The following is a 21,674-nucleotide window of genomic DNA, read 5'->3' on the forward strand; positions in this document are numbered from 1 at the left end:
GCCCCATCAAGCTTGATGGGGCCGACTGTTCGCGGTGTCCTGAGAGTGTGAAATCAACAGAGGGGAGCTGCCCAGCAGGCTACCGCACTCACCGGGCACTTCAAAACGCATGCCAGTCACCTCCGCATCGATACACTCCAGCGCCTCATTGACGTCCTCCTGGCGATGATTGACGCGAGGAGCGTCAATCATCACGACCTGAGTGCCCATATGCCGGGGATGAGTACCCCGCAGGGCAAGAAGAGACGAGCAGACCGCACCTTCCGGGATGAGCAGCTGGACAGGGGCTTTTTCATCGCTCTGCTTGTCGTCCATCTTCCACCGGGGAAGGTTTTGCTAAGTCTGGACCGCACCAATTGGGAGCACGGGGAAACGCCCATCAACTTTCTGGTGCTTGGAGCCGTGGTTCACGGCTTCACCCTGCCGCTCATCTGGGTGCCTCTCGACCAGTCTGGGAACAGTCACACCTACGCTCGAATGTGGCTGGTGTTGAAGCTCCTTCGGGCCTGGCCAGCGAAACGCTGGCTGGGTCTGGTGGCCGATCGGGAGTTCATCGGCGCGGAATGGTTCCGCTTTCTTCGTCGTCAGGGCATCAAGAGGGCAATTCGTATCCGACAGACCGACATGCTAGACGACATGAATGGGAAAGAGTGGTTTGAGCATGTCCAGCACGGTCATTTTCACGAGATCGGCGAAAAGGTGTTCGTGTTCGGGGAGTTGATGCGGGTGGTCGCAACGAGGTCACCTGTGGGTGACCTCGTCATCATCGCCACAGATTTCAGTGCTCGGAAGACCTGGAGGCTCTACAAACAGCGCTGGTCGATTGAGTGCACCTTCAGCAGTTTCAAAAAGCGAGGCTTTGACTTAGAGCGAACCGGAATGACGGAAAGGAGCCGTCTACAGCGACTCTTCGGACTGGTGACATTGGCTTGGATGTTCTGTTTGCGCCTGGGGGTCTGGCTGAGCCAGACCTGGCCCATCCCTGTTCTAAAGCATGGTCGGAGAGCGGTCAGTCTGGTACGGCACGGCGCTCAGCATCTCGTGGATGCCCTACGGTGGAAACCCCAACAGTTCATGGCGATCCTGGAGGTGTTCATCCAGGCTTTTTGCCTGCCAGGAGCGGCTGAAAGTGAAGTTGTCACCTACTGAGGAAACCGGTACATTTCCACGACACGGCTTGTCAAATGGCTCACTTCGCATTTGGTCGCCGCTTCCTTCAGGGCCAACAGCGGTGCCTTCTATGACTGAAGTGTCCAATATCCGTTTTTTTCACACTACGGGGCCAAACAACGGAAGTTACAGCTTGTCATGGCTTAATGAACTTGCAATAACTAAAGCGATGCACAGCCGACCTTCTTTCCTCTCTTCCCACCGCGCACTGTGAATATTTTCGAGTTCCGTCAGGAAGTCATCAACCAGTACGCCTCCTACGTCTCTTCCTTCGTTTATATCCGCGACCGGGACGTGCGCGCCTATGTGGACGCACAGATGCGGAGTGGGGTCTTCTGGCCTGATCCTCTTGCGCAACTCAACCCCAACTTCACGCCGGGCGGCAGCGTCAGTGACCTTGTCAGTCAAGGGGTCCTGCACCCGGACTGCGCCGCGCTGTTTGCGGCTGGTGAGCCGCGCTCTCCCCTCAACTTGCACGCCCACCAGCGCGACGCGGCTCGGCTGGCCCGTGAGGGGCGCTCGTATGTCGTGACCACCGGTACCGGTTCGGGCAAATCACTGACCTACATCCTCCCTATCGTGGACCACGTGCTGCGCCGCGGCAGCGGCAAGGGCATCCAGGCCATCGTGGTCTACCCGATGAACGCGCTTGCCAACAGTCAGGTGGAAGAACTCAGCAAGTTCCTGGGCGACAACGGACCCGTGACTTTTCGGCGCTACACCGGCCAGGAAAAACGCGAAGAAAAAGACGCCATCATCGCCAATCCGCCGGACATCCTGCTGACCAACTACATGATGCTGGAACTGATTCTCACCCGGCAGGACGAAGCCGCGCTGGTCCGGGCTGCTGAGGGCGTGCGCTTCGTGGTTTTTGACGAGCTTCATACCTACCGTGGGCGGCAGGGGGCAGACGTAGCGCTGCTGATTCGCCGCCTGCGCGAGAGACTAAGGGCCCCCGACGCCATTTGCGTCGGTACCAGCGCCACGATGTCGTCCAGTCCGGTGTATGCCGAGCGGCAAAGGGCTGTCGCGGACGTGGCCTCGCGGCTCTTTGGGTTGGACATGACCCCCGAGCAGGTCATCGGGGAAATGTTGGAGCGCGTGACCTCAGGCGAGCCGGGCACCGCCGAGCTGAAAGCTGCCGTGGCCGCGCCAGTGCCGTCCACCTTTGAAACCTTTATTCGCGACGCCTTGGTGGTGTGGCTTGAAAACATGGTGGGCCTCCGGTGGGACGGCGAGGCGAAGCGCTATGACCGACAACCACCACAGGCCGTGGCGGGGGACGGGGGGCTGGCGGCGCAGCTCGCCCTGGAAACGGGCCTCCCCGTGATGCAGTGCCTGGAAGCCCTGCAAGGCCGCCTCCTCGCCGGCAACGCTCTGCAGCACCCGGCCACGGGGCGACCGGTGTTCGCGTTTCGGCTTCACCAGTTCATCAGCAAGGCGGCCACCGTCTACGCCCCGCTGCTGCCCTGCGCCGAGCGCCTGGAACACCTCACGTTGCGCGGACAGGTGTACGCCCCGGAGAGTGGGCGCACCCTGCGGCTTTACCCACTGGAGTTTTGCCGCAACTGCGGGCAGGAATACTACTCAGTGCGCCGCGTCCCTGACCCTGACACGGGCCGTGAGGTGTTCGTGGCACGCGGCAATGAGGCCCGCCAAGAAAGCACGCCGGACGACGGCTATCTCTACCTCGGGGACCCCCCCTGGCCCCTGGACGAGGAGAAGCTGCTTGAGCGCCTGCCCGACAACTGGCTGGAGGAGAAGAACGGCCAACTGCGCGTGAAGTCCAGCCGCCGTGGGCAGCTCCCACGTACCGTGCGGGTGAGTGGTCTGGGTGAAGTGGGCCAAGCGGAAAGAGTCCGCGCCGCATTCATAGAAGGCGAATTCCGCTTCTGCTTGTGCTGCGGCGTGAGTTATCTGGGCCGCACCGGCAAGCTGACCAAGCTTGCCACCCTGTCGAGCGAGGGGCGCTCCACGGCCACGACGCTGCTCAGCATGGCGGCGGTGCAGGGGCTGAGAAAGTCCGACCTGCGGGACACCGCCCGCAAGATTCTGTCGTTTACGGACAACCGTCAAGACGCCTCTTTGCAGGCCGGGCACTTCAACGATTTCGTGTTCGTGGCCTCGCTGCGCGCCGCGTTGGCGCGGGCGCTTAAGGCAAGCCCACTCACGCTCGAAGACGTAGCCCAGAAGGTGTTTGCAGCGTTAGAGCTGGACCTCGCTGCGTTCGCCAGCGACCCCAACGTGCGCTTCGGCGAGCGCGACCGCACCCTCAAGACGGCCCACAACCTGATTGGCTACGCGCTCTATGCCGACCTTGCTGAAGGCCGCCGCCTGACCCTGCCCAACCTCGAAGGCGTGGACCTTGTGCGCTTCGAGTACCCCTACCTGCGAGAGGTTTGCGAAGCCCAAGACCTCTGGGAGCGGGCCCATCCGGCCCTGTCGGTGGTGCGCAGCGGCGTGGTCGAGGCGCGTGAGCGTGCCGCGCGGGCGCTGCTTGACTGGCTGCGGCAAAACCTCGCCATCAAGGCGCCTTACCTCGATCCCGACTATCTGGGCGCTGTGGTGCTGAACCTGGGCCTGATCCGCGAGGACAGCCCCCTGTCCCTACCGCCCGAAGAGGCGCAGAACCTCACCACAGCGCGGCGAGTGGTACTGGGCACGCTGCCACGCGACGAGGGACGCTCCACCGGGCGACTCTCTTTGAGCGCCCAGGGGGCTGTTGGCCGCTACCTGACGCGCCCGGAAACGCTCGCCTGGAGCCAGGCCCTGAAGCGCGACGATGTGGACGCCATCTTGCATGACCTCTTGCTGGCCCTCTCTGAGTTCATCGAGCAGGTGGAGCCGGGCGCCTACCAACTCAAGGGAACCAGTTTCACTTGGCACGCCGGGCCGGGCACCGAGCCGTCCGTGGACGCCTTGCGGGTGCTGCGTCCCGCGGGCAGCGAAGCGCCGCGCGTCAACTCGTTTTTCCTCTCGCTCTACCAGCAGCCCGCCGCCGAGTTTCGTGACCTTCACGGCGCCGAACACACCGCGCAGATTCGCGCTGAGGAACGCGAGAAGCGTGAAGAAGCCTTCCGCGCCGGCACCCTCCCCGCGCTGTTTTGCTCGCCCACCATGGAACTGGGCGTGGATATCAGCGACCTGAATGTGGTGCACCTGCGCAACGTGCCGCCCACCCCGGCCAACTACGCGCAGCGCTCCGGGCGTGCTGGGCGCAGCGGGCAGCCCGCACTGGTGATGACCTACGCCACCACCGGTAACAACCATGACCAGTATTTCTTCCGGCGCCCGGGGCTCATGGTGGGCGGCAGCGTCTCTACCCCGCGGCTAGAACTGGGCAACGAGGCGCTGGTCAGGTCGCATGTGCACGCCATCTGGCTGGCCGAGACCGGCCAGAAGTTGCCGCCTTCGGTGGCCGAGCTGCTTGACGTGAATGGTGAAGACCCCACTCTGGCGCTGCTGCCGGACTTCCAGCATCCGTTTCAGGATGAGGGCGTACAAAAGCGCACTCTGATTCGGGCACGGCAGCTCATCGCTGGTCTGGGCGTGGACCTCACAGGGACCGGGTGGTACAGCGAGGAATGGCTCACTTACACCGTCAAACACGCCGCCCGTGAGTTTGACCGGGCCTGCGACCGCTGGCGTGACCTTTACCGCAGCGCCCTCTCGCAGCTTCACCTCAACAACGCCGTGCTGGCCGACGCGGGCAAACGCCACCTTCAGGAACAGGCGCGCCGCCTGCACGCTGAGGCGAACACGCAGCTCAGCTTGCTGCGCAGTCCTGAAGGCGAGCTGTCGGACTTTTACACCTACCGCTACTTGGCTTCTGAGGGCTTCTTACCGGGATACAACTTCGCGCGTCTGCCCCTCTCGGCTTACATACCCGGACGGCGCGGCGCGAAGGCAGGAAGGGACAGCTACCTCTCGCGGCCCCGCTTTCTGGCGCTCTCTGAGTTCGGGCCAAACGCCATCGTCTATCACAACGGCGCGAAGTACGAGGCCCACAAAGTCATCGTGCCGGCCCGCGGTGAAACCAGTGAACTGCCCACAGTGAGTGCCCAGCGCTGTGAGCAGTGCGGCTACCTTCACCATGGCAGCGGCGACGTTCAGGGCGATCAGGGTGCCCGCGACGTGTGCGAGAACTGTCAGGCCCAGCTCGCGCCCCCGCGCCCGGACCTCTTCCGCATGACCTCAGTGGCGACCCGCCGCCGCGAGCGCATCAGCAGTGACGAAGAAGAGCGGCGCCGGATCGGCTTTGACGTCAAGAGCGGCATGCGCTTCGCTTCGCGCGGGGGGCGGGCCGACCGCGTGCAGGCGCTGGCAGCCACCGACGCGCCGCTGCTGCGCCTGACTTACGGCGACGGCGCGACGCTCTGGCGCATCAACTATGGCTGGCGCAACCGCGAAAACAAGCAGGAACTCGGCTTTCTCTTTGACCCCGAGACCTCACAGTGGCTCAGCAAGCAGGGGCACGAACGGAAGCTCAAGGCCGCCGGAGGACGGGACGTGGCCGTGCAGCGAGTGATTCCCTATGTGGAAGACACCCGCAATGTGCTGCTGATTGAGCCGGCCCTTCCTCTGGATGCGGGCGGCATGGCTACGCTGATGAGCGCTCTCAAAAACGCTGCGCAGCTCACCTACCAGCTGGAGGACAGTGAGCTCGCGGCCGAGTTGCTGCCCGACAGCCAGGAGCCGCGCCAAATTCTGCTGTACGAAGCGTCCGAAGGCGGGGCCGGCGTACTGCAAGATTTGGTGTTCCGCTCGGGGGCGCTGGGTGAAGTGGCCGCCGCGGCGCTGGGCCTGCTGCACTTTGACCCCCTGACGGGCGAGGATCACGGGCACGCCCCCCACGCGGCGGAGCGCTGCGAAGCGGCCTGCTACGACTGTCTGATGACTTATGGCAACCAGACGTTTCATGACCTGCTTGACCGCTTCGCCGTGCGCGAACTGCTGCTGCGACTGCGTGAGGCGCGGGTCACCTTGCCCGGTGACGCAGGCGACCCTTTTGAGACCCTCTGCGCGGCGTGCGGCAGTGAACTGGAGCGCGAATGGTTGCGCTTTGTGCGGGATGAGGGCCGGCGTCTGCCGTCACACGCGCAACTGCTCGTGCCGGACCACTACGCCCGCCCGGACTTCGCGTACGCCGAGCAGGCGGCCCTGATCTTCATCGACGGGCCCCACCACGACCAGCCTGGTCAGACAGGCCGCGACGCCCGACTGCGCGAAGAGTTGGAGTTTGCCGGGTATACCGTCGTGCCCTTTACGCATGACCGCAGCACCTGGCCGGCGCAACTTGCCCGCTACGCATTCATTTTCGGGGAAGGATAACTATGACGTTTGATATCGGTTCAATGGTGCGTGCCCGTGGGCGCGACTGGGTGGTGCTGCCTGAAAGCGGCGCGGACTTCCTGCTGCTGCGTCCCCTGGGCGGCAGCGACGCAGAAATCGCGGGCGTGTACGCCGGGGAGGGTGGGGAGGAGGTCACCTCGGCAGCGTTCGCCCCCCCGAGCCCCGCGGCCTTCGGGACCGCGAGTGGAGCGCGGCTGCTGCTGAACGCGGCCCGGCTGGCGGTGCGCAGCGGCGCTGGGCCCTTCCGGTCCCTGAGCCGCCTGGGCGTGGAGCCGCGCCCGTACCAGCTGGTGCCGCTCCTCATGGCCCTGCGCCAGAGCCCGGCCCGGCTGATGATCGCCGACGACGTGGGCATCGGGAAGACGGTGGAAGCCGCCTTAATCGCCCGCGAGCTGCTGGACCGGGGCGAGATCGACCGCCTGACGGTCCTGTGCCCACCGCACCTGGCGGGACAGTGGGTGGAGGAATTGCGGGTCAAGTTCGGCATCGACGCGGTGGCCGTGCTGCCCGGCACCGCCCGGCGCCTGGAAAAGGGCTGTAACCCTGGCCAGAGCGTCTTTGAGCGCTACAAATTCACGGTGGTCAGTCTCGACCTCGTGAAGTCGGACCGGTGGCGGCAGGACTTTCTGACCAATGCGCCCGATTTCGTCATCGTGGACGAGGCGCACGCCAGTGCTGAGGGCGAGGGCATGGGCACCAAGCGCCACCAACGCTACCGGCTGCTCGAAGACCTCGCCAGGAAGGAAGACCGGCACCTGATTCTGGTCACCGCCACGCCCCACAGCGGCAAGGAAGACGCCTTCCGCAGCCTGCTGCGGCTGCTCAATCCCGACTTCGCCAGGCTGCCACTCGACCTCAGCGGGGCGCAAAACGAGCGTGCCCGCGCGACCCTGGCCCGGCACCTCGTGCAGCGCGGGCGTAAGGACATCGCAGAGTACCTGCAGGAAGACACTCCTTTTCCAACCCGGCGCGACGCCGAGCTGCACTACGCCTTGCACCCGGACTACGCCGCCCTCTTTGACGACGTGCTGGCCTACGCCCGCGAGAGTGTCCACGTGCCCGGCGAGGCCCAGAGCCGCACCCGCATTCGCTGGTGGGCGGCGCTGGGGCTGCTGCGGGCGCTGGCGAGTAGTCCGCAGGCCGCCGCCGCCACCCTGCGCGAGCGGGCCATAGCGGCGGACGACGGAGAGACCGACGAAGCGGTGATCGACCGGCTGGGCCGCGAGCTGGTGCTTGACCCCGAAGAGGGCGAGGACAGTGCCCTGGACATGACTCCTGGGGCTCAGGTGGACGGTGAGCAGAGTGAAACCACCGGGCGGCTGCTGACGCTGGCGAGCCGGGCCGACGCCCTGGCCGGGGCCAAGGACAACAAACTGAAGCTGCTGACGGCGCAGGTGCAGGGGCTCGTCGATCAGGGATTTGCGCCCATTGTGTTTTGCCGCTTTATTGCCACCGCAGAGGCCGTGGCCGAGCACCTCCGGGGGGCCCTGAAAGGCAGCGAAGTGCTGGCGGTCACCGGACGTCACACGCCCGACGAGCGGGTGGACCGGGTGGAAGAGCTCGCCCGCGCTGAGCGGCGGGTGCTGGTGGCGACCGACTGCCTCTCTGAGGGCATCAACCTGCAGGCGGCTTTCAGCGCTGTGATCCACTACGACCTGCCCTGGAACCCCACCCGACTCGACCAGCGCGAAGGCCGGGTCGACCGCTACGGGCAGGCCAGCCCCGAGGTGCGGGTGCTGACCATCTACGGCGAGGACAACCGCATTGACACCCTGATTCTGGAGGTGCTGGTGCGCAAGCACCGCTTGATTCGCGCCACGCTCGGCACCAGTGTGCCGGCGCCGGAAGAGGCCGAGAGCCTGCTCGACGTGCTGCTCAGCCGGGTGCTGAACGCGCAGGGGCGCGAAGTGATTCAGCCGCTGCTCTTTGAGGACGTGCAGGCCTTTGACCTCAAGTGGCGCGACGCCGCCGAAGGGGAAAAGAAATCGCGCAGCCGCTTTGCCCAGAACAGCATCCGCCCCGAAGAAGTGGCGAGCGAGTTGCGGGCAGTCCGTGAAGCGCTAGGGGACGCGCACGCGGCGCAAGACTTTGTGCTCGACGCTCTGAGTGGAGCCGGCGTGAGTGTTTCACCGCGTGTGGACGGCAGCTTCGAGGCCGACCCCGCGCAGGCGGACGTGAGGCCCGAGTACCGCGATTTCCTGCGTGGGGCGCGGCGTTTTCGCTTCGACGCCCAGACTGAGCGCGGCGTGACCCCGCTTGCCCGCAACCACCCCCTCGTGGAGCAGCTCGCCAGTACGGTGCTGGGGCAGGCGCTCGACGCTCCGCTGGAGGCGGCGGCCAAACGGGTGGGCGTGATTCGCACCTCCAAGGTTGCCACGCAGACCACGCTGCTGCTGCTGCGTCACCGCTTTCACCTCACGGGGCGCAAGGGCAACCGGACGTGGCAGACGCTGGCTGAGGAACTCGACCTGCTCGCCTACGCGGGGCGGGCACCGGCGGACGGGAAAGGCGGCTGGCTGGACGCCGAAGCCACCCGCGCCCTGCTCGCCCTGACGCCCGAAGGCAACCTCGACCCGGTGCAAAAAGAAGACCGCTTGACCCGCGTTCTGGCCGACGTTCAGGGCCTGGACGGGCCCCTGATGGCCCGCGCTCAGGAGCGCGCCGCCGCGCTGCTGGAGGCGCACGAGCGGGTGCGTGGGGCCGCGCGCGGGCAGGGCGTGACCTACAGCGTGGAACCGCCCGGCCCCCCAGACCTGCTCGGCATTTACGTCTTCCTGCCCCTGCCCAAACTTGGAGCCCTGTCTTGACCACCCAACTACATCATGTCCGCCTGCACGGCCTGGGCCTGACCGACGATTTTCTGCTGCAACTTTCCGACCGCGCCCAGACGGGCAAGGTCGAGGGGGCCACTCCCGCCAGCTACGACCTGCCCCCCAAGACCAGTCTGGAAGAAGCCATTCAGGACGCCTGGGACGACGCCCGCAAAGCGTGGGCGAAATACCAGCAGCACGGCACCGACGCCTGGGCTGGATGGGTGCGGCCTCTGCTGCGCGCGCTGGACTACAACTTCGTGGGGGGCGGCGCGGCGGGCGGCAAATACGCCGTGGGCCACCTCACGGAAACCGGGGACGTGCCGCTGCATTTCACCCGGCAGCCGGACCTTGACCGCGTGACCGACGAAACCGGGCTGCGCGTCAGTCCGCACGGCCTGATGCAGGGCTACCTGAACGCGACGCCGGAGCATCTGTGGGGCCTCGTGACCAACGGCGAGACGCTGCGGCTGCTGCGCGACAACGCCCAGGTGACGCGCCCGGCCTACGCCGAGTTCCAGATTGGCGAGATGCTGCGCACCGAGGACGCCCGCGCCTTCCGGGTGCTGTGGCTGCTGCTCCACCGCACCCGGCTGCGCGGCGGCAAGGTGGGGCCGCTGGAAGCCTGGAACGAGGCGAGCAAGGTGCTCGGCCAGCGCGCCAACGACACCCTGCGCGACGGGGTACAGCTCGCCATCGAGCACCTCGGGACCGGCTTTTTGCGGCACAACCCGGAGCTGCTGGAGCGCACGCGCAGCGGCGAAGTCAAGGCCGAGGACCTCTACCGCGCGGCCCTGACCACCGTGTATCAGATGGTGTTCCTGTTCGTCACCGAGGACCGCGACCTGCTGTTTGCGCGGGATGAAGACGGCGAATACCTTCCCGACGCGCAGACCCGCGCCCGCGCCGCGCACTACCTGACCCGCGCCCTGCGGCAGAAAGCCGGCAGCGTAAACGGCAACCCGCTGCACCACGACGCTTACGTGGCCTGGGAGCGGCTGCTGGGCTACCTGCGCGGCGGCTTTGCCCCGCTGGGCCTGCCGGCGCTGGGCAGCCTGCTGTTTCAGCCGACCCTGCTCAGTGGCCTGAAACTCGGCAACGACGCTTTTTACGGCGCCGTGCGCGCCCTGAGCGAAATCAGCGTGAACGGCAGCCTGCGTCCGGTGAACTACGCGGGCCTGGACTCCGAGGAGCTGGGCAGCATCTACGAGAGCCTGCTGGAACTGGTGCCCCGCATCGAGCCGGGGCCCCGCTTCTCGCTGACCGTGCTGCCCGGCAATGAGCGCAAAAGCACCGGCAGTTACTACACGCCGGGCAGCCTGATTGACCTGCTGCTGGACAGCGCCCTTGACCCGGTGATCGAAGACGCCGTACGTGACAAGCTCCCGGAAGACGCCATCGCCGCGCTTAAAGGTCTCAAGGTGATCGACCCGGCGTGCGGCTCGGGGCACTTCCTGATTGCCGCCGCCCGCCGCATTGGAGCGCGGCTGGCCGAACTGGAAGAGGAAACCAGCCTCCCCAGCCCCCGCGCCCTGCGAAAAGCCACCCGCACCGTCATCGCCCACTGCATCTACGGGGCGGACATCAACCCCATGGCGATTGAGCTGGCCAAAGTCGCCCTGTGGCTCGAAAGCCAGGACGCGGGCCGGCCCCTGGCCTTCCTCGACCACCGCCTGCGCGTGGGCAACAGCCTGCTGGGCGCCACGCCCGAGCTGATGAACGCCGAGGACGAGATTCCCGAAAAGACCGTGCGCGGCGTGACCAGCCGGGCCGTCAGGGCCCATACCCTTCACCTGCCCGACGAAGCGTTCAGCGCCATTTAAGGTGACGACAAGAAAACCGTCTCGGAGCTGAAAAAGCGCAACAAGGCCGAGCGTGAGGCCCTGATTCGCGCTGCCAAAGGCGAACAGAGCCTGTTCGACGTGTCCGGCGACCTCGCGCCCCTCACGGCAATGGTGCGGGCGCTGGACAAAATCGAACCCGACAGCGCCGAGCACGTGCAGGCGCAGCAGAGTACCTACCACGCCATTCGCCAGAACGCCCGCTTGCAGGAGCAGCAGCGCCTGGCCGACGCCTGGTGCGCCGCCTTCGTCGCCCCCAAGACCCCCGGCCAACCCGCGCTAACCACCGCCACGCTGCACGCCCTGAAACGCACGCCGGACGCCCCCGCCCTGCAACCCGTGCGGCAACTGGTGAGCGACGTGGCCGCGCAGTACGCCTTCCTGCATCCGCACATCGAGTTTCCCGACGTGTTCGGAGACGCGCAAAAAGGTGGCTTCGACTGCGTGCTGGGCAACCCACCGTGGGAACACACGGAATTGAAGGAAAAAGAGTGGTTTGCGCCGCGAAAACCAGAAATTGCCGACGCCGCCACCGGAGCACTCCGCAAGAAAATGATTGAAGGACTGGCCGAGAATGACCCAAAGCTCTACGCCGACTTCCTGTTCGCCCGGCGTGAAGCAGACGCCGTGAGTCATTTCGTTTCGGCCAGCGGGCGCTATCCACTGACGGCGCGGGGGCGCATTAACACCTACGCGATTTTCAGCGAGCTTTGCCGAAACAGTCTCAATCCTTGCGGACGCCTGGGCATCATCGTGCCGACGGGCATTGCCACCGACGACACCACCAAGTTCTTCTTCCAGAGCTTGATGGACAAAAAGTCGTTGGTGAGCCTGTACGACTTTGAGAACCGCGAAGGCATTTTCCCTGGCGTACACCGCTCATTCAAGTTCTGCATGTTGACAGCCAGCGGCGAGAAGCGTCCCAACAATGCCGCGCAGTTCGCTTTCTTTGCCCTGAATGCCGACGAAGCCCGCGACCCCGGCAAGGTGTTCAGCCTCTCCCCTGCCGAAATTGCCCTGCTGAACCCCAACACCCGCACCGCGCCCGTGTTCCGCAGCAGCCGTGACGCGGCCATTACGAAGGGCATTTACCAGCGCGTACCCGTACTGCTCAATGAGGCGACGGGAGAGAATCCCTGGGGCATCAGCTTCAAGCAAGGGCTGTTCAATATGACCAGCGATTCCGGCCTGTTTCGCACCGCCGCGCAACTGGACGCCGAGGGCTGGACGCTGGACGGCAACCGCTACCGCAAAGGCCCGGCGCAGATGCTTCCTCTGTACGAAGCCAAGCTAATGCACCAGTTTGACCACCGCTTCGCCACCTACACCGAGAATGGTGAGACGCGGGACATAACCAGCGCGGAAAAGGCTGACCCGGATTGCTTGCCGTTGCCGCGGTACTGGGTAGCAGAAGCGGAAGTAGAAGACCGCCTGATTCAGAAAGATAAAAACGGGCGCGTGACTTGGGAATGGACTCGGGATTGGTTGATGGGCTTTCGGGATATAGCACGGGTCACAGATGAGCGAACAGCGATTTTTGGCCTTTTTCCACCCTATGGCTCGGGAAACACAATGCCATTTATGTTTTCTGGCACTTCGGCACTAGCTGCGTCAGCCTTGTTTATTGACTCCGGCACGACTTGGAGACGCGAGGTAAACTTAGGAGGTGCTGCGCGTCTGGCGACCCTCCACTTTGACTCGTGACCAGCTGGAAGAACGACGGCTGTATGCTCAGCAGCTCCTCGCCGCAGGTGAGGTCAATGCCAAGGAGATCGCGGCTTCGGTCGGCGTTTCCGAAAGTACAGTCCGCACCTGGAAACAGCGTCTCCGAGAACGAGGCAGCCTCCAGGCCACCCGAGCGGCTGGGCCTTCACCGCGCCTGAGGCCAGAACAGCGCACGCAACTGGGGGAGATCCTGCGCGCAGGACCGCTGGCCGCCGGTTATCCCGACGCGCGTTGGACGACCTCCCGCGTGCGGGAGGTCATTGGCCTGCAATTTGAGGTGTGGTACCACGCCGATCACGTCAGGAAGTTGCTTCACCAGCTTGGCTTCAGTCCTCAGAAGCCAGAATCGCGTGCCTTGGAACGCGATGAGCAGGCGGTTCAGACCTGGGTCGAGCAGACGCTCCCCAGCTTGAAAAAAAAAGGTTGAGCAGGGTATGACTCTCGTCTTCCTCGATGAAAGTGGCTTCAGCCTGAAACCGACGGTGACCCGGACTTGGGCCGTCCGAGGACAAACGCCGATCATCACGGCCAAAGCCAGTTGGGACAAGCTCTCGACTATTGGTGCGATAACGACTACGGGCCAGTTCTTACAACAGACCTACCCAGGCGCCATTCGAGGCCAGCAGGTCGTGGCGTTCTGCCGACATCTCCTCCGCCACGTCCAAGGCAAGCTCGTTGTGTTGATGGACAACGCTCGTATCCACAAAACGAAGGCCCTGAGGGCCTTCGTCGAGCAGCAGCCCCGTCTTACCGTCGAGTATCTCCCGCCCTACGCTCCTGAACTCAATCCCATTGAGCGGGTGTGGGCCTACATAAAAGGATCAGTCCTCGGAAACTTCTGCCCCAAAACTGTCGGTGAGTTGAAGGCAAGGCTAAACTCCGCGTGGCAACGTGTTCGTTACATTCGGCTTCCCCAGCGCCTTACTCACCGCTACTGTTCGTCTCCAACCTAAGCCGGAGTCAATAGTGACATGAATAGTTATGTCTTGGATTACAGTGCACGTCAGAAAGTCGGCGGTACACATCTGACTTACAACTACCTCAAGCAATTCCCCGTCCTCCCACCCTCCGTCTTCAACCCTTCCCGCCTTGCCTTCATTACGCCGCGTGTGCTGGAGCTGACGTACACGGCCCACGACCTGTCCGGCTTTGCCCGTGACCTCGGCTACGCGGGCGAGCCGTTTACCTGGGATGACGAACGCCGCTTCTGGCTGCGGGCCGAACTGGACGCGCTGTATTTCCTGCTGTACGGCATTGAGCGCCCGGACGTGGACTACATCATGGAGACGTTCCCCATCGTGAAGCGCAAGGACGTGGCAGCGCACGGAAGCTACCGCACGAAGGAAGCGATTCTGAGCGTGTACGACGAGCTGACGGCGCTGGGGCTGGAGCGCCTGCACGAGTACGCCAGCCGTGTACCGGGCGGTGCGGTGGCGGGCGGCTGGGGGCCTGAATGAGTTCATTACGTAGCACTTGTCAGGATTCTGGTACTATCTGGTGGTACCATGACTAAGGTGAGTGGCAGACATCAACGGACGTTAGAGCAGATTTTTGCCCGTCCGATCTCTGGCACCATTCATTGGGACGCGATAGAAAAGTTACTTGTTCACCTGGGAGCAGAAATCAGTGAGGGAAGTGGTTCACGGGTTCGTATCAGCCTTCGTGGGGTACGCGCCGTGTTTCATCGCCCTCATCCCCAGCCCACAACCGATAAAGGGGCCGTGAATGATGTCAGGAAACTTTTAGAAAACGCCGGTATACGTCCTGAATAATTAGTAGAAGCAATGGCATCATTTGCAAGGAAAACCAAGATGACGACTTTAGAATATCGAGGCTATATAGGTAGCGTGACCTTTGATGCGGAAGCGGAAATTCTGCATGGCACGGTAGTCAACACCCGTGACGTCATTACCTTTCAGGGCGAGAGTGTCTCTGAGATCAAGCAGGCTTTTAAAGAGAGTGTAGAAGATTATCTGGCTTTCTGTGCCGAGCTGGGCGAGGAACCAGAAAAACCTATGAGTGGTAAATTTAATGTCAGGATTTCGCCTTTGCTCCACGCCCAGGCAGTTGCAATGGCACAGTCGCAAGAAATCAGCCTCAATACGTTGGTCGAACGCGCTATAAACGATGTGGTAAACCGCTCAGCTTCTGTGGATGCTCAGTCAGCTCAAGACCACCAACCGAATACGGACGAAGAGTGTGATAGCGACAGGGAAATATATGATGTTGCTATACATTGGAGCGGCACAAGACTTGCAAAGGCATCGTCTGTCATGACGTCTATGCAGCAATCTCTTGAAGTTCGGGTAACGAACTGATGCCCCGTAGAACCAGCCAGGAAGTGTCTCAAGCCGAGTCAATGGTATTGGATGCACTCACATACAACCGGTTCGTTGCGGGTGTGCAGCCCACCCGTATCGAACTGGGCGAGGTCAGTGCCAGCGCTAAGCCCTCGGATTTTCAGGAGCTTGACGTCAGAGTAGACAGTCATTTCAAGGTGCAGTGTCTCAAATCGAATGCTCAGGCCCGTACTTTTGAGATAGATGCCCAACTAGAACTGCATTTCATTGCCGCGAATGAACAGAAGGTAGGGCAATTTGTTTGCCTGTACCACCTGTCTTACCTATCGGTAGAGGCACTGAGCGACGCGCTCCTCGAAGAATTTGCACGCCGGAACGCGCCTGTGAACGTCTGGCCATTTATGCGGGAGCTGGTGCTGAATCTAACGCAGCGCTTCGGCTGGACCGGCTTCGTTCTGCCTAGTTTTCTTATTCCGCCTAGTCCTGAAAAGGCGTCAGACCCGGAAACAGCATCACATGATGCAGAAGTCGTCCCGGCTTCCAAGAAACCTCGCAAGGCTAAGACGAAAGCATGAGCGACGCTGCCATTTCGTGTTCTTGGAAGCCTTTTTTCCGCGAGTTGGCGACCCGGCTTCTGGACTATGAAGACCGCCAGCCTGAACTGCTTGCTGCGCTGCGTGACGCGAGCATCAGCATCAACCATGACGAAGGGGAGCCCCTGCGTGAAGTAGACCCATTCACGTTCTTCTCTTTGGTCCTCAAGCACACCTCAGACGCCACAGCTTTGCCGCTGTTTGCCAGGGTTGGGGCCGCTCTGGGGGTTCAGGCTCCTTCTCCTACAGACCTGATAGGCGTGCCGTGGAGCAACCCCATGAATGCCTGGTTTTTTGCTTATCGCAGTCAGCGTCAACCGGGGGACGTACCGCTCCTCTGGCGACTGGCGCGGCAGGCAGTGGCCGGTATTCTGGACGCTCAGACCTTTGAGGACGCCCTGAAGATTCGCAAGGTGGCGCTGCCCAAGCTGACCCAGGGTCTTTTCTGGCTCAACCCCGAGCGATTCCTGGCCCTCAATGCTGTCAATGTGCCTTATCTGCAGGCGCGTGGTCTTCAGGCGGCTGGTCAGGTTCAGACTCTTGCAGAGTATGAGACCGTTCTGGAGGCGGCTCACAAGCTCAACCCTGACTTTGCGGCTTTGTCGCACCGGGCGTGGCTCAACAGCCAGACGGCGGCTCTGGAAGGCAATCATTTCCCGTTTGCCCGGTATCAAGCCGACGCGCAGGAATTTGCGGGGGACAAAGTCAAGGGCAACCTCGTGCTTGACCGCCGTTACGCGCCACTGCTGCTGGACTTGATGGCCGGCGAGTGGGAGACGCTGAAGCCCTCACGCTCGCCCTACAGCGGTCGGGAGCAACTCGCCGTCAAAGTGGCGCTGGGCGGCGGCGTCAAGACCGATGGCGGCGCCTTTGCGCGGGCGCTGCTGTTCGCCGACGACAGTGGGTTCGAGTACGTGCCTTTCTCAGCGGGGCTGACCCTGGAAGCCGGGCTGCCTGATGGCCGGGGAGACGGGCCCCGGCAGGCGCTGCAGGAGCCCGCTCGCCAGCACACCCTGCTGACGGCGCTCAATGCCCCTTTGCCGGCTGGCCTGGAAGCGACCCTCACCCTGAATACAGATTTTGGGGCCCTGTTTTTGTTGCCGCTGGGACCCGGGCGAGAAGCCGAGGCCGCGCAGCAGCTTCAGCAGTACATGTCGGGCGTGGGCCGCAGTCGCCGCTTGCGCGTGGGCCTGAGCCTGCTTCCCGAGCACCTCGAATCCGACAAGTTCCCCGAGCTGCTGGACGCGGCCCTGACATACCTTGACGCCCTTGTGGACCTGCTCGACGGCCTGATGCGTCCCAGCGAGGAGACATCGACTGAGGAAATTGGGGTTCCCGGCACCCGGCCTGTCGCCCCGACACCAGCGGCCTTCGTTCCAGTGCCGGGCGTGCCGCTCAACCAGATTCTTTATGGCCCTCCCGGCACCGGCAAGACCTACCGCGTGGTGGACGAGGCGCTCTCGGTCCTTGACCCGGCTTTCTTATCTGCTCACCCCGGCAGCGAGGGCCGCGCGGCCCGTAAAGCCCGCTACGACGAGCTGGCCGCGCAAGGTCAGATCTCCTTCGTGACCTTCCACCAGTCTTTCGGTTACGAAGACTTCATTGAGGGCATCAAGCCGGTGATGTCCGGCGGGGCCCTCTCTTACGTGCTGCAAGACGGCGTGTTTCTGGAAGCGGTGCGGTCTGCCGGTGGTGCCCTCGCGCCGGCGGCACCGGAAGCTGGTCCCTCGACTGAAACACAGCCGCTGGTGCGCCCGGACGCGCAGGTCTGGCGAATGTACATTGACGGCACAGCGCCGGTCAGCCGCATCCGTGACCTGAGTCTGGGCCGTGGCGAGCTGAGGATGGGCAGTTACGGGAAGCCGCCGCGCGATTTGACCCAAGCGGGCGTTGAGGACCTCAGCGGGCGACAGCTTCTTTTTAAGGAGAGCGTTCGTGTAGGGGACCTTATGCTGCTCGCCACTGCCGCCGACCGCATCGGGGCGGTGGGCGTGGTGACTGGCGACTACCGCTTTGACCCGCACAGTGACCCGACGTTTGCCACCGATTACGCCCACACCCGCTCTGTGAAGTGGTTGGCCCAAGACCTGAATGTCGGCGCCACCGAGACGCTTGGAAAATCGTTCGCCCCCCCGACCCTGCAGCGGGTGGCCGATGTGACCCCGGCACAAGTGCTTCAGGCCCTCGGTGTGTCTACGGCAGGCGGAGAGACCGCTCATGCGCCCACGCCGCGCCCGCACGTCCTGATCATCGACGAGATCAACCGCGGCAACATCTCCAAGATTTTTGGGGAACTGATCACCCTGCTCGAAAGCGGCAAGCGGACCGGGGCGCCGGAAGCCCTGACCGTCACCCTGCCCCTGAGCCGCCGCCCCCTCAGCGTGCCGCAGAGCCTTTACGTCATCGGCACCATGAACACCGCCGACCGCAGCCTGACCCTGCTTGACGCCGCGCTGCGCCGACGCTTCGTCTTCCGGCCCGTGTGGCCCCAGCCCGAGGTTCTGCCGGTGCTCGACCTTGGCGGCACGGCCCTGGACCTGCGCAAGTTCCTGCACGTCATCAACGACCGCATCGAGCGCCTTCTCAGCCGCGAGCAGGTCATTGGACACGCCTACTTGCTGGGGCTGCCCGCCACGCTGGGCGGCGTATCCAGTGCTCTACGCGAGCGCATTTTGCCGCTGCTGGAAGAGTATTTCTTTGAGGACTGGAGCAAGATCCGTGAGGTTCTCGGCGATGAGAGCAAGGCGGAAGCGCTGCAGTTCATTCACCGCAGCGGCTCAGGGCCCGAGCTGCGTTACCGCCTGAATCCTGAGGCCTTCGAGAACATTGAAGCCTTCACCGGAGTTTATGCGGGCGTCAGCGATCAAGATTTCCCGTTTGACGCCTGATGCCAGGGGCGCCTCCTCCGAATCAAGCCCCGCATTTTGAGGTCCGTGAGCACGACCTCTTGGTGCCTGGCATCCGTCGTCCTGAGTGGAAGGCCAATGTCACGGCTCTGCCCCCGGCAGTCTTTGAAGCCGTGCAGGCTGCCTTGTTCGACCCTCGGTATGAGCTGAGCCCGGTGGCCACCATGACCCGCTTTGAGGGCCGTGCGGCCCTGAAGCTCACGCAGTGGGTGGGGCTCCTGCGTACCCCAGACGGCGCGACGGTGGAGATCTTGCCCAAGACCCACGAGCGCCCGGGCACTCGCACCGGAGCCGAGTCCCTGGAGCGCAGCCGCGCACTGCTGCTGCGTATGCTCGCCGCCACCGACGAGCGCTTCCGGGTGGCGCCGCCAGCCGAGTTGCAAACCGCCCACATGCCGCTTTACGAGGTGGTCATCCGCTACGCCCTGGAAGGCGTCCGCGCCGCCGTTCGCCGGGGCATTCCACACGCTTATGTTCCGGTGCAGGAGGAACGCCCTGGACTGCGGGGCCGGCTGGACCTTCCCCGGCAGGTGCGGCAACCGCCCCACCGCGCCCACCTGCTCCACGTCACCTACGACGAATTTTTGCCGGACCGGCCTGAGACACGCCTGACCCGCCTTTCGGTAGAACGTCTCGCTGCCCTGACCCGCCTGCCGGCCAACCAGCGCTTGGCCCGCGAACTCCTTCATGCTCTGGATGAGGTGCCCCCGAGCCGCAACGTCAACGTGGACTTCGCGGCGTGGCGGCTGGGCCGGGGGCACACCCACTTTGCGCCGCTTGAGGCGCTGTGCCGCATGGTGCTTTATGAACTCAATCCCATAGTGGCTGGGAAAAAAACCCAGGCTCACGCGCTGCTGTTCGACATGAATGTGGTCTACGAGGCTTACGTGGCCCAGCTTCTGCGTCGCCTTTACCCGACGTGGACGGTTGCTACCCAGGTCACCCAGCGGGCCCTGGGAGACGCTGACGGCCTTCCCGCCTTCCGGTTGCGCCCCGACCTGTTGCTGCGCACAGAAGAGGGGCAGGTCATCGTCGCGGACACCAAGTGGAAGCGCCTTGAGGCCGACAAAGCCCCCACCTACGACGTGGCCAATGCAGACGCCTATCAAATGCTCGCCTATAGCGAGGCCTTTCAGCACAGCGCGGCGTACACGCACAAGGCCCTCTGGCTGATCTACCCCCGATTGCCCGGCCTGCCACCTGTCAGTGCTCCCATCCGCCTTGGGCAGGGGCGCACCCTCAGCATCGTCACCATTGACCTGAATCAGGCGGACCCTGGGGCACAATGGCCAGCTTCGGTCTTGACCTGAACACACTCAGCGGTACGCACGAGGGCAGCAGCTGACCTCCCACAGCTCATCCTCTGCTCTCAAGGGCCAGGCACGATGTCCTTAATACCTAACAGGTTGAGATGCCATCCGGCCCTGCTCGGGGGATCAACAGTTTGTCATCTCCCGCCTAGAGAGGCAGCAGAGGATTGAGACTGCGCCTGAGTTGATCGACTTGATCATCGAGGGTGGCCGACGACACCGCTGCGGCCAACACACGGGCTAATGCCGCCGCCTGAATTTCCCCGCTGCGGCAGCGCTCTTCCAGCCGCTCCCATTGGTCGGGGCTGAAACGTTTGCGCAAGTACAGGTGCAGCGTTCCCTTATGGGCTTCCCACTGCTCCGTGGGCGACCTGCTTTCTAACGCTGCCAACTGTGCGAGGAGTTCGCTTTGCTCAGCCTCGACCACTTTCTGCCGCTTTGCAGTCAGCTCCGACAGCCGCTGCTCACGTTCACGGCGAGGTTCGACGAACTCTTCCGGAAGCTGATATTTGCCTGGATTCTCGATGAAGTCCGCAACCAGGCCGCCGGGATTACGTACCGTGCCGCCCGTGCTGGCCCTGCGGCTTTCCAGAAACCGCAGGCCTCCTCCACCCGTTCCGGGTGCTGCGCGGCCAGAGCTGTGGCGCGTGAGACCGTCACGCCCGCGTGGCGCAGCAAGACCACGAGCGCCGGATCCGCCGCTCCCCTCTCCGCAAAGGTGTAAGAGGCGTAGGCCTTCTTGCCGCGCCCCTCAATGCTCACGGCTTCCAGATACCTGTTGGCCAGCAACTCGTCATGGGCCGCTTCAAGAGCGCGGCGAACAAGGTCCGTGCGTTCGGTGGTGAGGCCGGTCGCCAGCCGCCACTCCGCCAAAGGAACACGTAACTGATCAAGCAATGTCCCGTCATCTTGCCGCCGGTGTGCCTGCAACGTCCGGTACAGGGCGCGTGCCGGTGGCTGCTCCAACTGATGAAGCAATTGGCCGTCCAGCACCTGAGAGACACCGTTGCGGATGCTGGCGGCCAGTTGCTCACCCAAACGGATGCTCAGGGTCGCTTCGCCGTCCAACATGCTGAGGGCGTTGGCATCTTCAGCGTCACGGTAACGGATGCCTTCAAGAAACCTCACACCCACGTTGTCCCAAGTCACCCTGCCCGACGCGTTGGCGACAGAAGTCTTACGGCCCACGATCACGCTCGTCAGGTAAAGCCGTCGCAGGCTCTGACGCAGCCGGTGGTAGCTGTCCCCGTTGTTGCCCAGCCCCATGAGTTCACGCATTTCGTAGGCGGTCGTGTGGACCCAATTGTCTTCCGGGCAGCTGCTCGCAACAAACAAGGTCTCGACAGCTACCAGCGTGTCGGTATCGATGCCATGAGGACGGCCTTCAGGCGTAATCGCTTCGATCCGAAACGTCCTGCCGTTAATGGTGAACTCCGACTTCCAGCTGGTCACCTCACGGTCAATTCTGGAGTGCATGCTGATCACGCCGAACCGGGCGAAATTGAGTTCGTCATGAAAATTGTTGGGCTTGGGTTTCTTGGGCATCTCTTCTTCCTGAGGTGTTGTTGTTTTTAAATACTTAAAAGATATAAAAGAACAACAACAAGGACGGCTTCTCTCGTCGTGCTGGACGAACATTTTCGACTTTTTCCCGCAAAGGTGTCGCT

General features: G+C 63.4%; 13 protein-coding genes. 12 read left to right on the forward strand and 1 reads right to left on the reverse strand.

Annotated features, from left to right (window positions below):
- Positions 1-165 precede the first annotated feature (165 nt).
- From DR_RS16125 to DR_RS16180, 12 genes are all read left to right on the forward strand, one after another.
- Positions 166-1,149, forward strand: a complete 984-nt coding sequence (locus tag DR_RS16125) for an IS4-like element ISDra1 family transposase (protein WP_010884023.1) — start codon at positions 166-168, stop codon at positions 1,147-1,149.
- A gap of 231 nt (positions 1,150-1,380) precedes the next feature.
- A complete protein-coding gene (locus DR_RS16130) occupies positions 1,381-6,501 on the forward strand; it encodes a DEAD/DEAH box helicase (RefSeq protein ID WP_010883981.1) in 5,121 nt (1,706 codons plus the stop codon).
- Between the two features lie 2 nt (positions 6,502-6,503).
- Positions 6,504-9,329 (forward strand): helicase-related protein, encoded by a 2,826-nt coding sequence (locus tag DR_RS16135; protein WP_010883982.1) that lies wholly within the window; start codon positions 6,504-6,506, stop codon positions 9,327-9,329.
- A complete protein-coding gene (locus DR_RS17025; RefSeq protein ID WP_010883983.1) occupies positions 9,326-11,155 on the forward strand; it encodes a DNA methyltransferase in 1,830 nt (609 codons plus the stop codon). The genes DR_RS16135 and DR_RS17025 overlap by 4 nt, the downstream gene beginning before the upstream one ends.
- 99 nt (positions 11,156-11,254) lie before the next feature.
- The gene (locus tag DR_RS17030; protein ID WP_010883984.1) at positions 11,255-12,877 is read left to right on the forward strand and encodes a class I SAM-dependent DNA methyltransferase; all 1,623 of its coding nucleotides are present in this window, start codon (positions 11,255-11,257) and stop codon (positions 12,875-12,877) included.
- Positions 12,843-13,851, forward strand: a protein-coding gene (locus DR_RS16540) for an IS630-like element ISDra3 family transposase (protein ID WP_197480514.1) whose coding sequence is annotated in 2 segments (ribosomal slippage) — positions 12,843-13,310 and positions 13,312-13,851 — 1,008 coding nt in all. Because the reading frame shifts where the segments join, the coding sequence is not laid out codon by codon here. The genes DR_RS17030 and DR_RS16540 overlap by 35 nt, the downstream gene beginning before the upstream one ends.
- An 18-nt stretch (positions 13,852-13,869) precedes the next feature.
- Positions 13,870-14,355 (forward strand): hypothetical protein, encoded by a 486-nt coding sequence (locus tag DR_RS16155; RefSeq protein ID WP_010884036.1) that lies wholly within the window; start codon positions 13,870-13,872, stop codon positions 14,353-14,355.
- A gap of 57 nt (positions 14,356-14,412) precedes the next feature.
- The gene (locus tag DR_RS16160) at positions 14,413-14,670 is read left to right on the forward strand and encodes a type II toxin-antitoxin system HicA family toxin (protein WP_081816096.1); all 258 of its coding nucleotides are present in this window, start codon (positions 14,413-14,415) and stop codon (positions 14,668-14,670) included.
- A gap of 39 nt (positions 14,671-14,709) precedes the next feature.
- Positions 14,710-15,216, forward strand: coding sequence for a type II toxin-antitoxin system HicB family antitoxin (locus DR_RS17285; protein ID WP_010884027.1), 507 nt, complete (start codon positions 14,710-14,712; stop codon positions 15,214-15,216).
- Positions 15,217-15,239: 23 nt separating this feature from the next.
- Entirely contained in the window at positions 15,240-15,773 is a 534-nt protein-coding gene (locus tag DR_RS16170) for a hypothetical protein (RefSeq protein WP_162177817.1), read from the forward strand.
- Between the two features lie 296 nt (positions 15,774-16,069).
- On the forward strand, positions 16,070-18,679 hold the full coding sequence (locus DR_RS16175; RefSeq protein WP_227086049.1) for an McrB family protein: 2,610 nt from the start codon (positions 16,070-16,072) through the stop codon (positions 18,677-18,679).
- 182 nt (positions 18,680-18,861) lie between these two features.
- Entirely contained in the window at positions 18,862-20,007 is a 1,146-nt protein-coding gene (locus DR_RS16180) for an McrC family protein (RefSeq protein ID WP_227086050.1), read from the forward strand.
- A 444-nt stretch (positions 20,008-20,451) separates the two neighbouring features.
- Here DR_RS16180 and DR_RS16185 read toward each other — a convergent pair whose 3' ends face one another.
- Positions 20,452-21,552: a replication initiator protein A gene (locus DR_RS16185; protein ID WP_234944706.1), complete on the reverse strand. Its 1,101-nt coding sequence runs from the start codon at positions 21,550-21,552 to the stop codon at positions 20,452-20,454.
- Between the last annotated feature and the right edge of the window lie 122 nt (positions 21,553-21,674).

Origin of the sequence: Deinococcus radiodurans R1 = ATCC 13939 = DSM 20539, assembly GCF_000008565.1 — a bacterium.
GTDB classification, from domain to species: Bacteria; Deinococcota; Deinococci; order Deinococcales; family Deinococcaceae; genus Deinococcus; species Deinococcus radiodurans.

Excerpts from the sequence above, each read along its gene's own strand:
- DR_RS16185 (WP_234944706.1), bottom strand. The coding sequence starts at position 21,552 with ATGCCCAAGAAACCCAAGCCCAACAATTTTCATGACGAACTCAATTTC.
- DR_RS17285 (WP_010884027.1), top strand. The coding sequence starts at position 14,710 with ATGACGACTTTAGAATATCGAGGCTATATAGGTAGCGTGACCTTTGAT.
- DR_RS16135 (WP_010883982.1), top strand. The coding sequence starts at position 6,504 with ATGACGTTTGATATCGGTTCAATGGTGCGTGCCCGTGGGCGCGACTGG.
- DR_RS16125 (WP_010884023.1), top strand. The coding sequence starts at position 166 with ATGATTGACGCGAGGAGCGTCAATCATCACGACCTGAGTGCCCATATG.
- DR_RS16155 (WP_010884036.1), top strand. The coding sequence starts at position 13,870 with ATGAATAGTTATGTCTTGGATTACAGTGCACGTCAGAAAGTCGGCGGT.
- DR_RS16175 (WP_227086049.1), top strand. The coding sequence starts at position 16,070 with ATGAATGCCTGGTTTTTTGCTTATCGCAGTCAGCGTCAACCGGGGGAC.
- DR_RS16180 (WP_227086050.1), top strand. The coding sequence starts at position 18,862 with ATGACCCGCTTTGAGGGCCGTGCGGCCCTGAAGCTCACGCAGTGGGTG.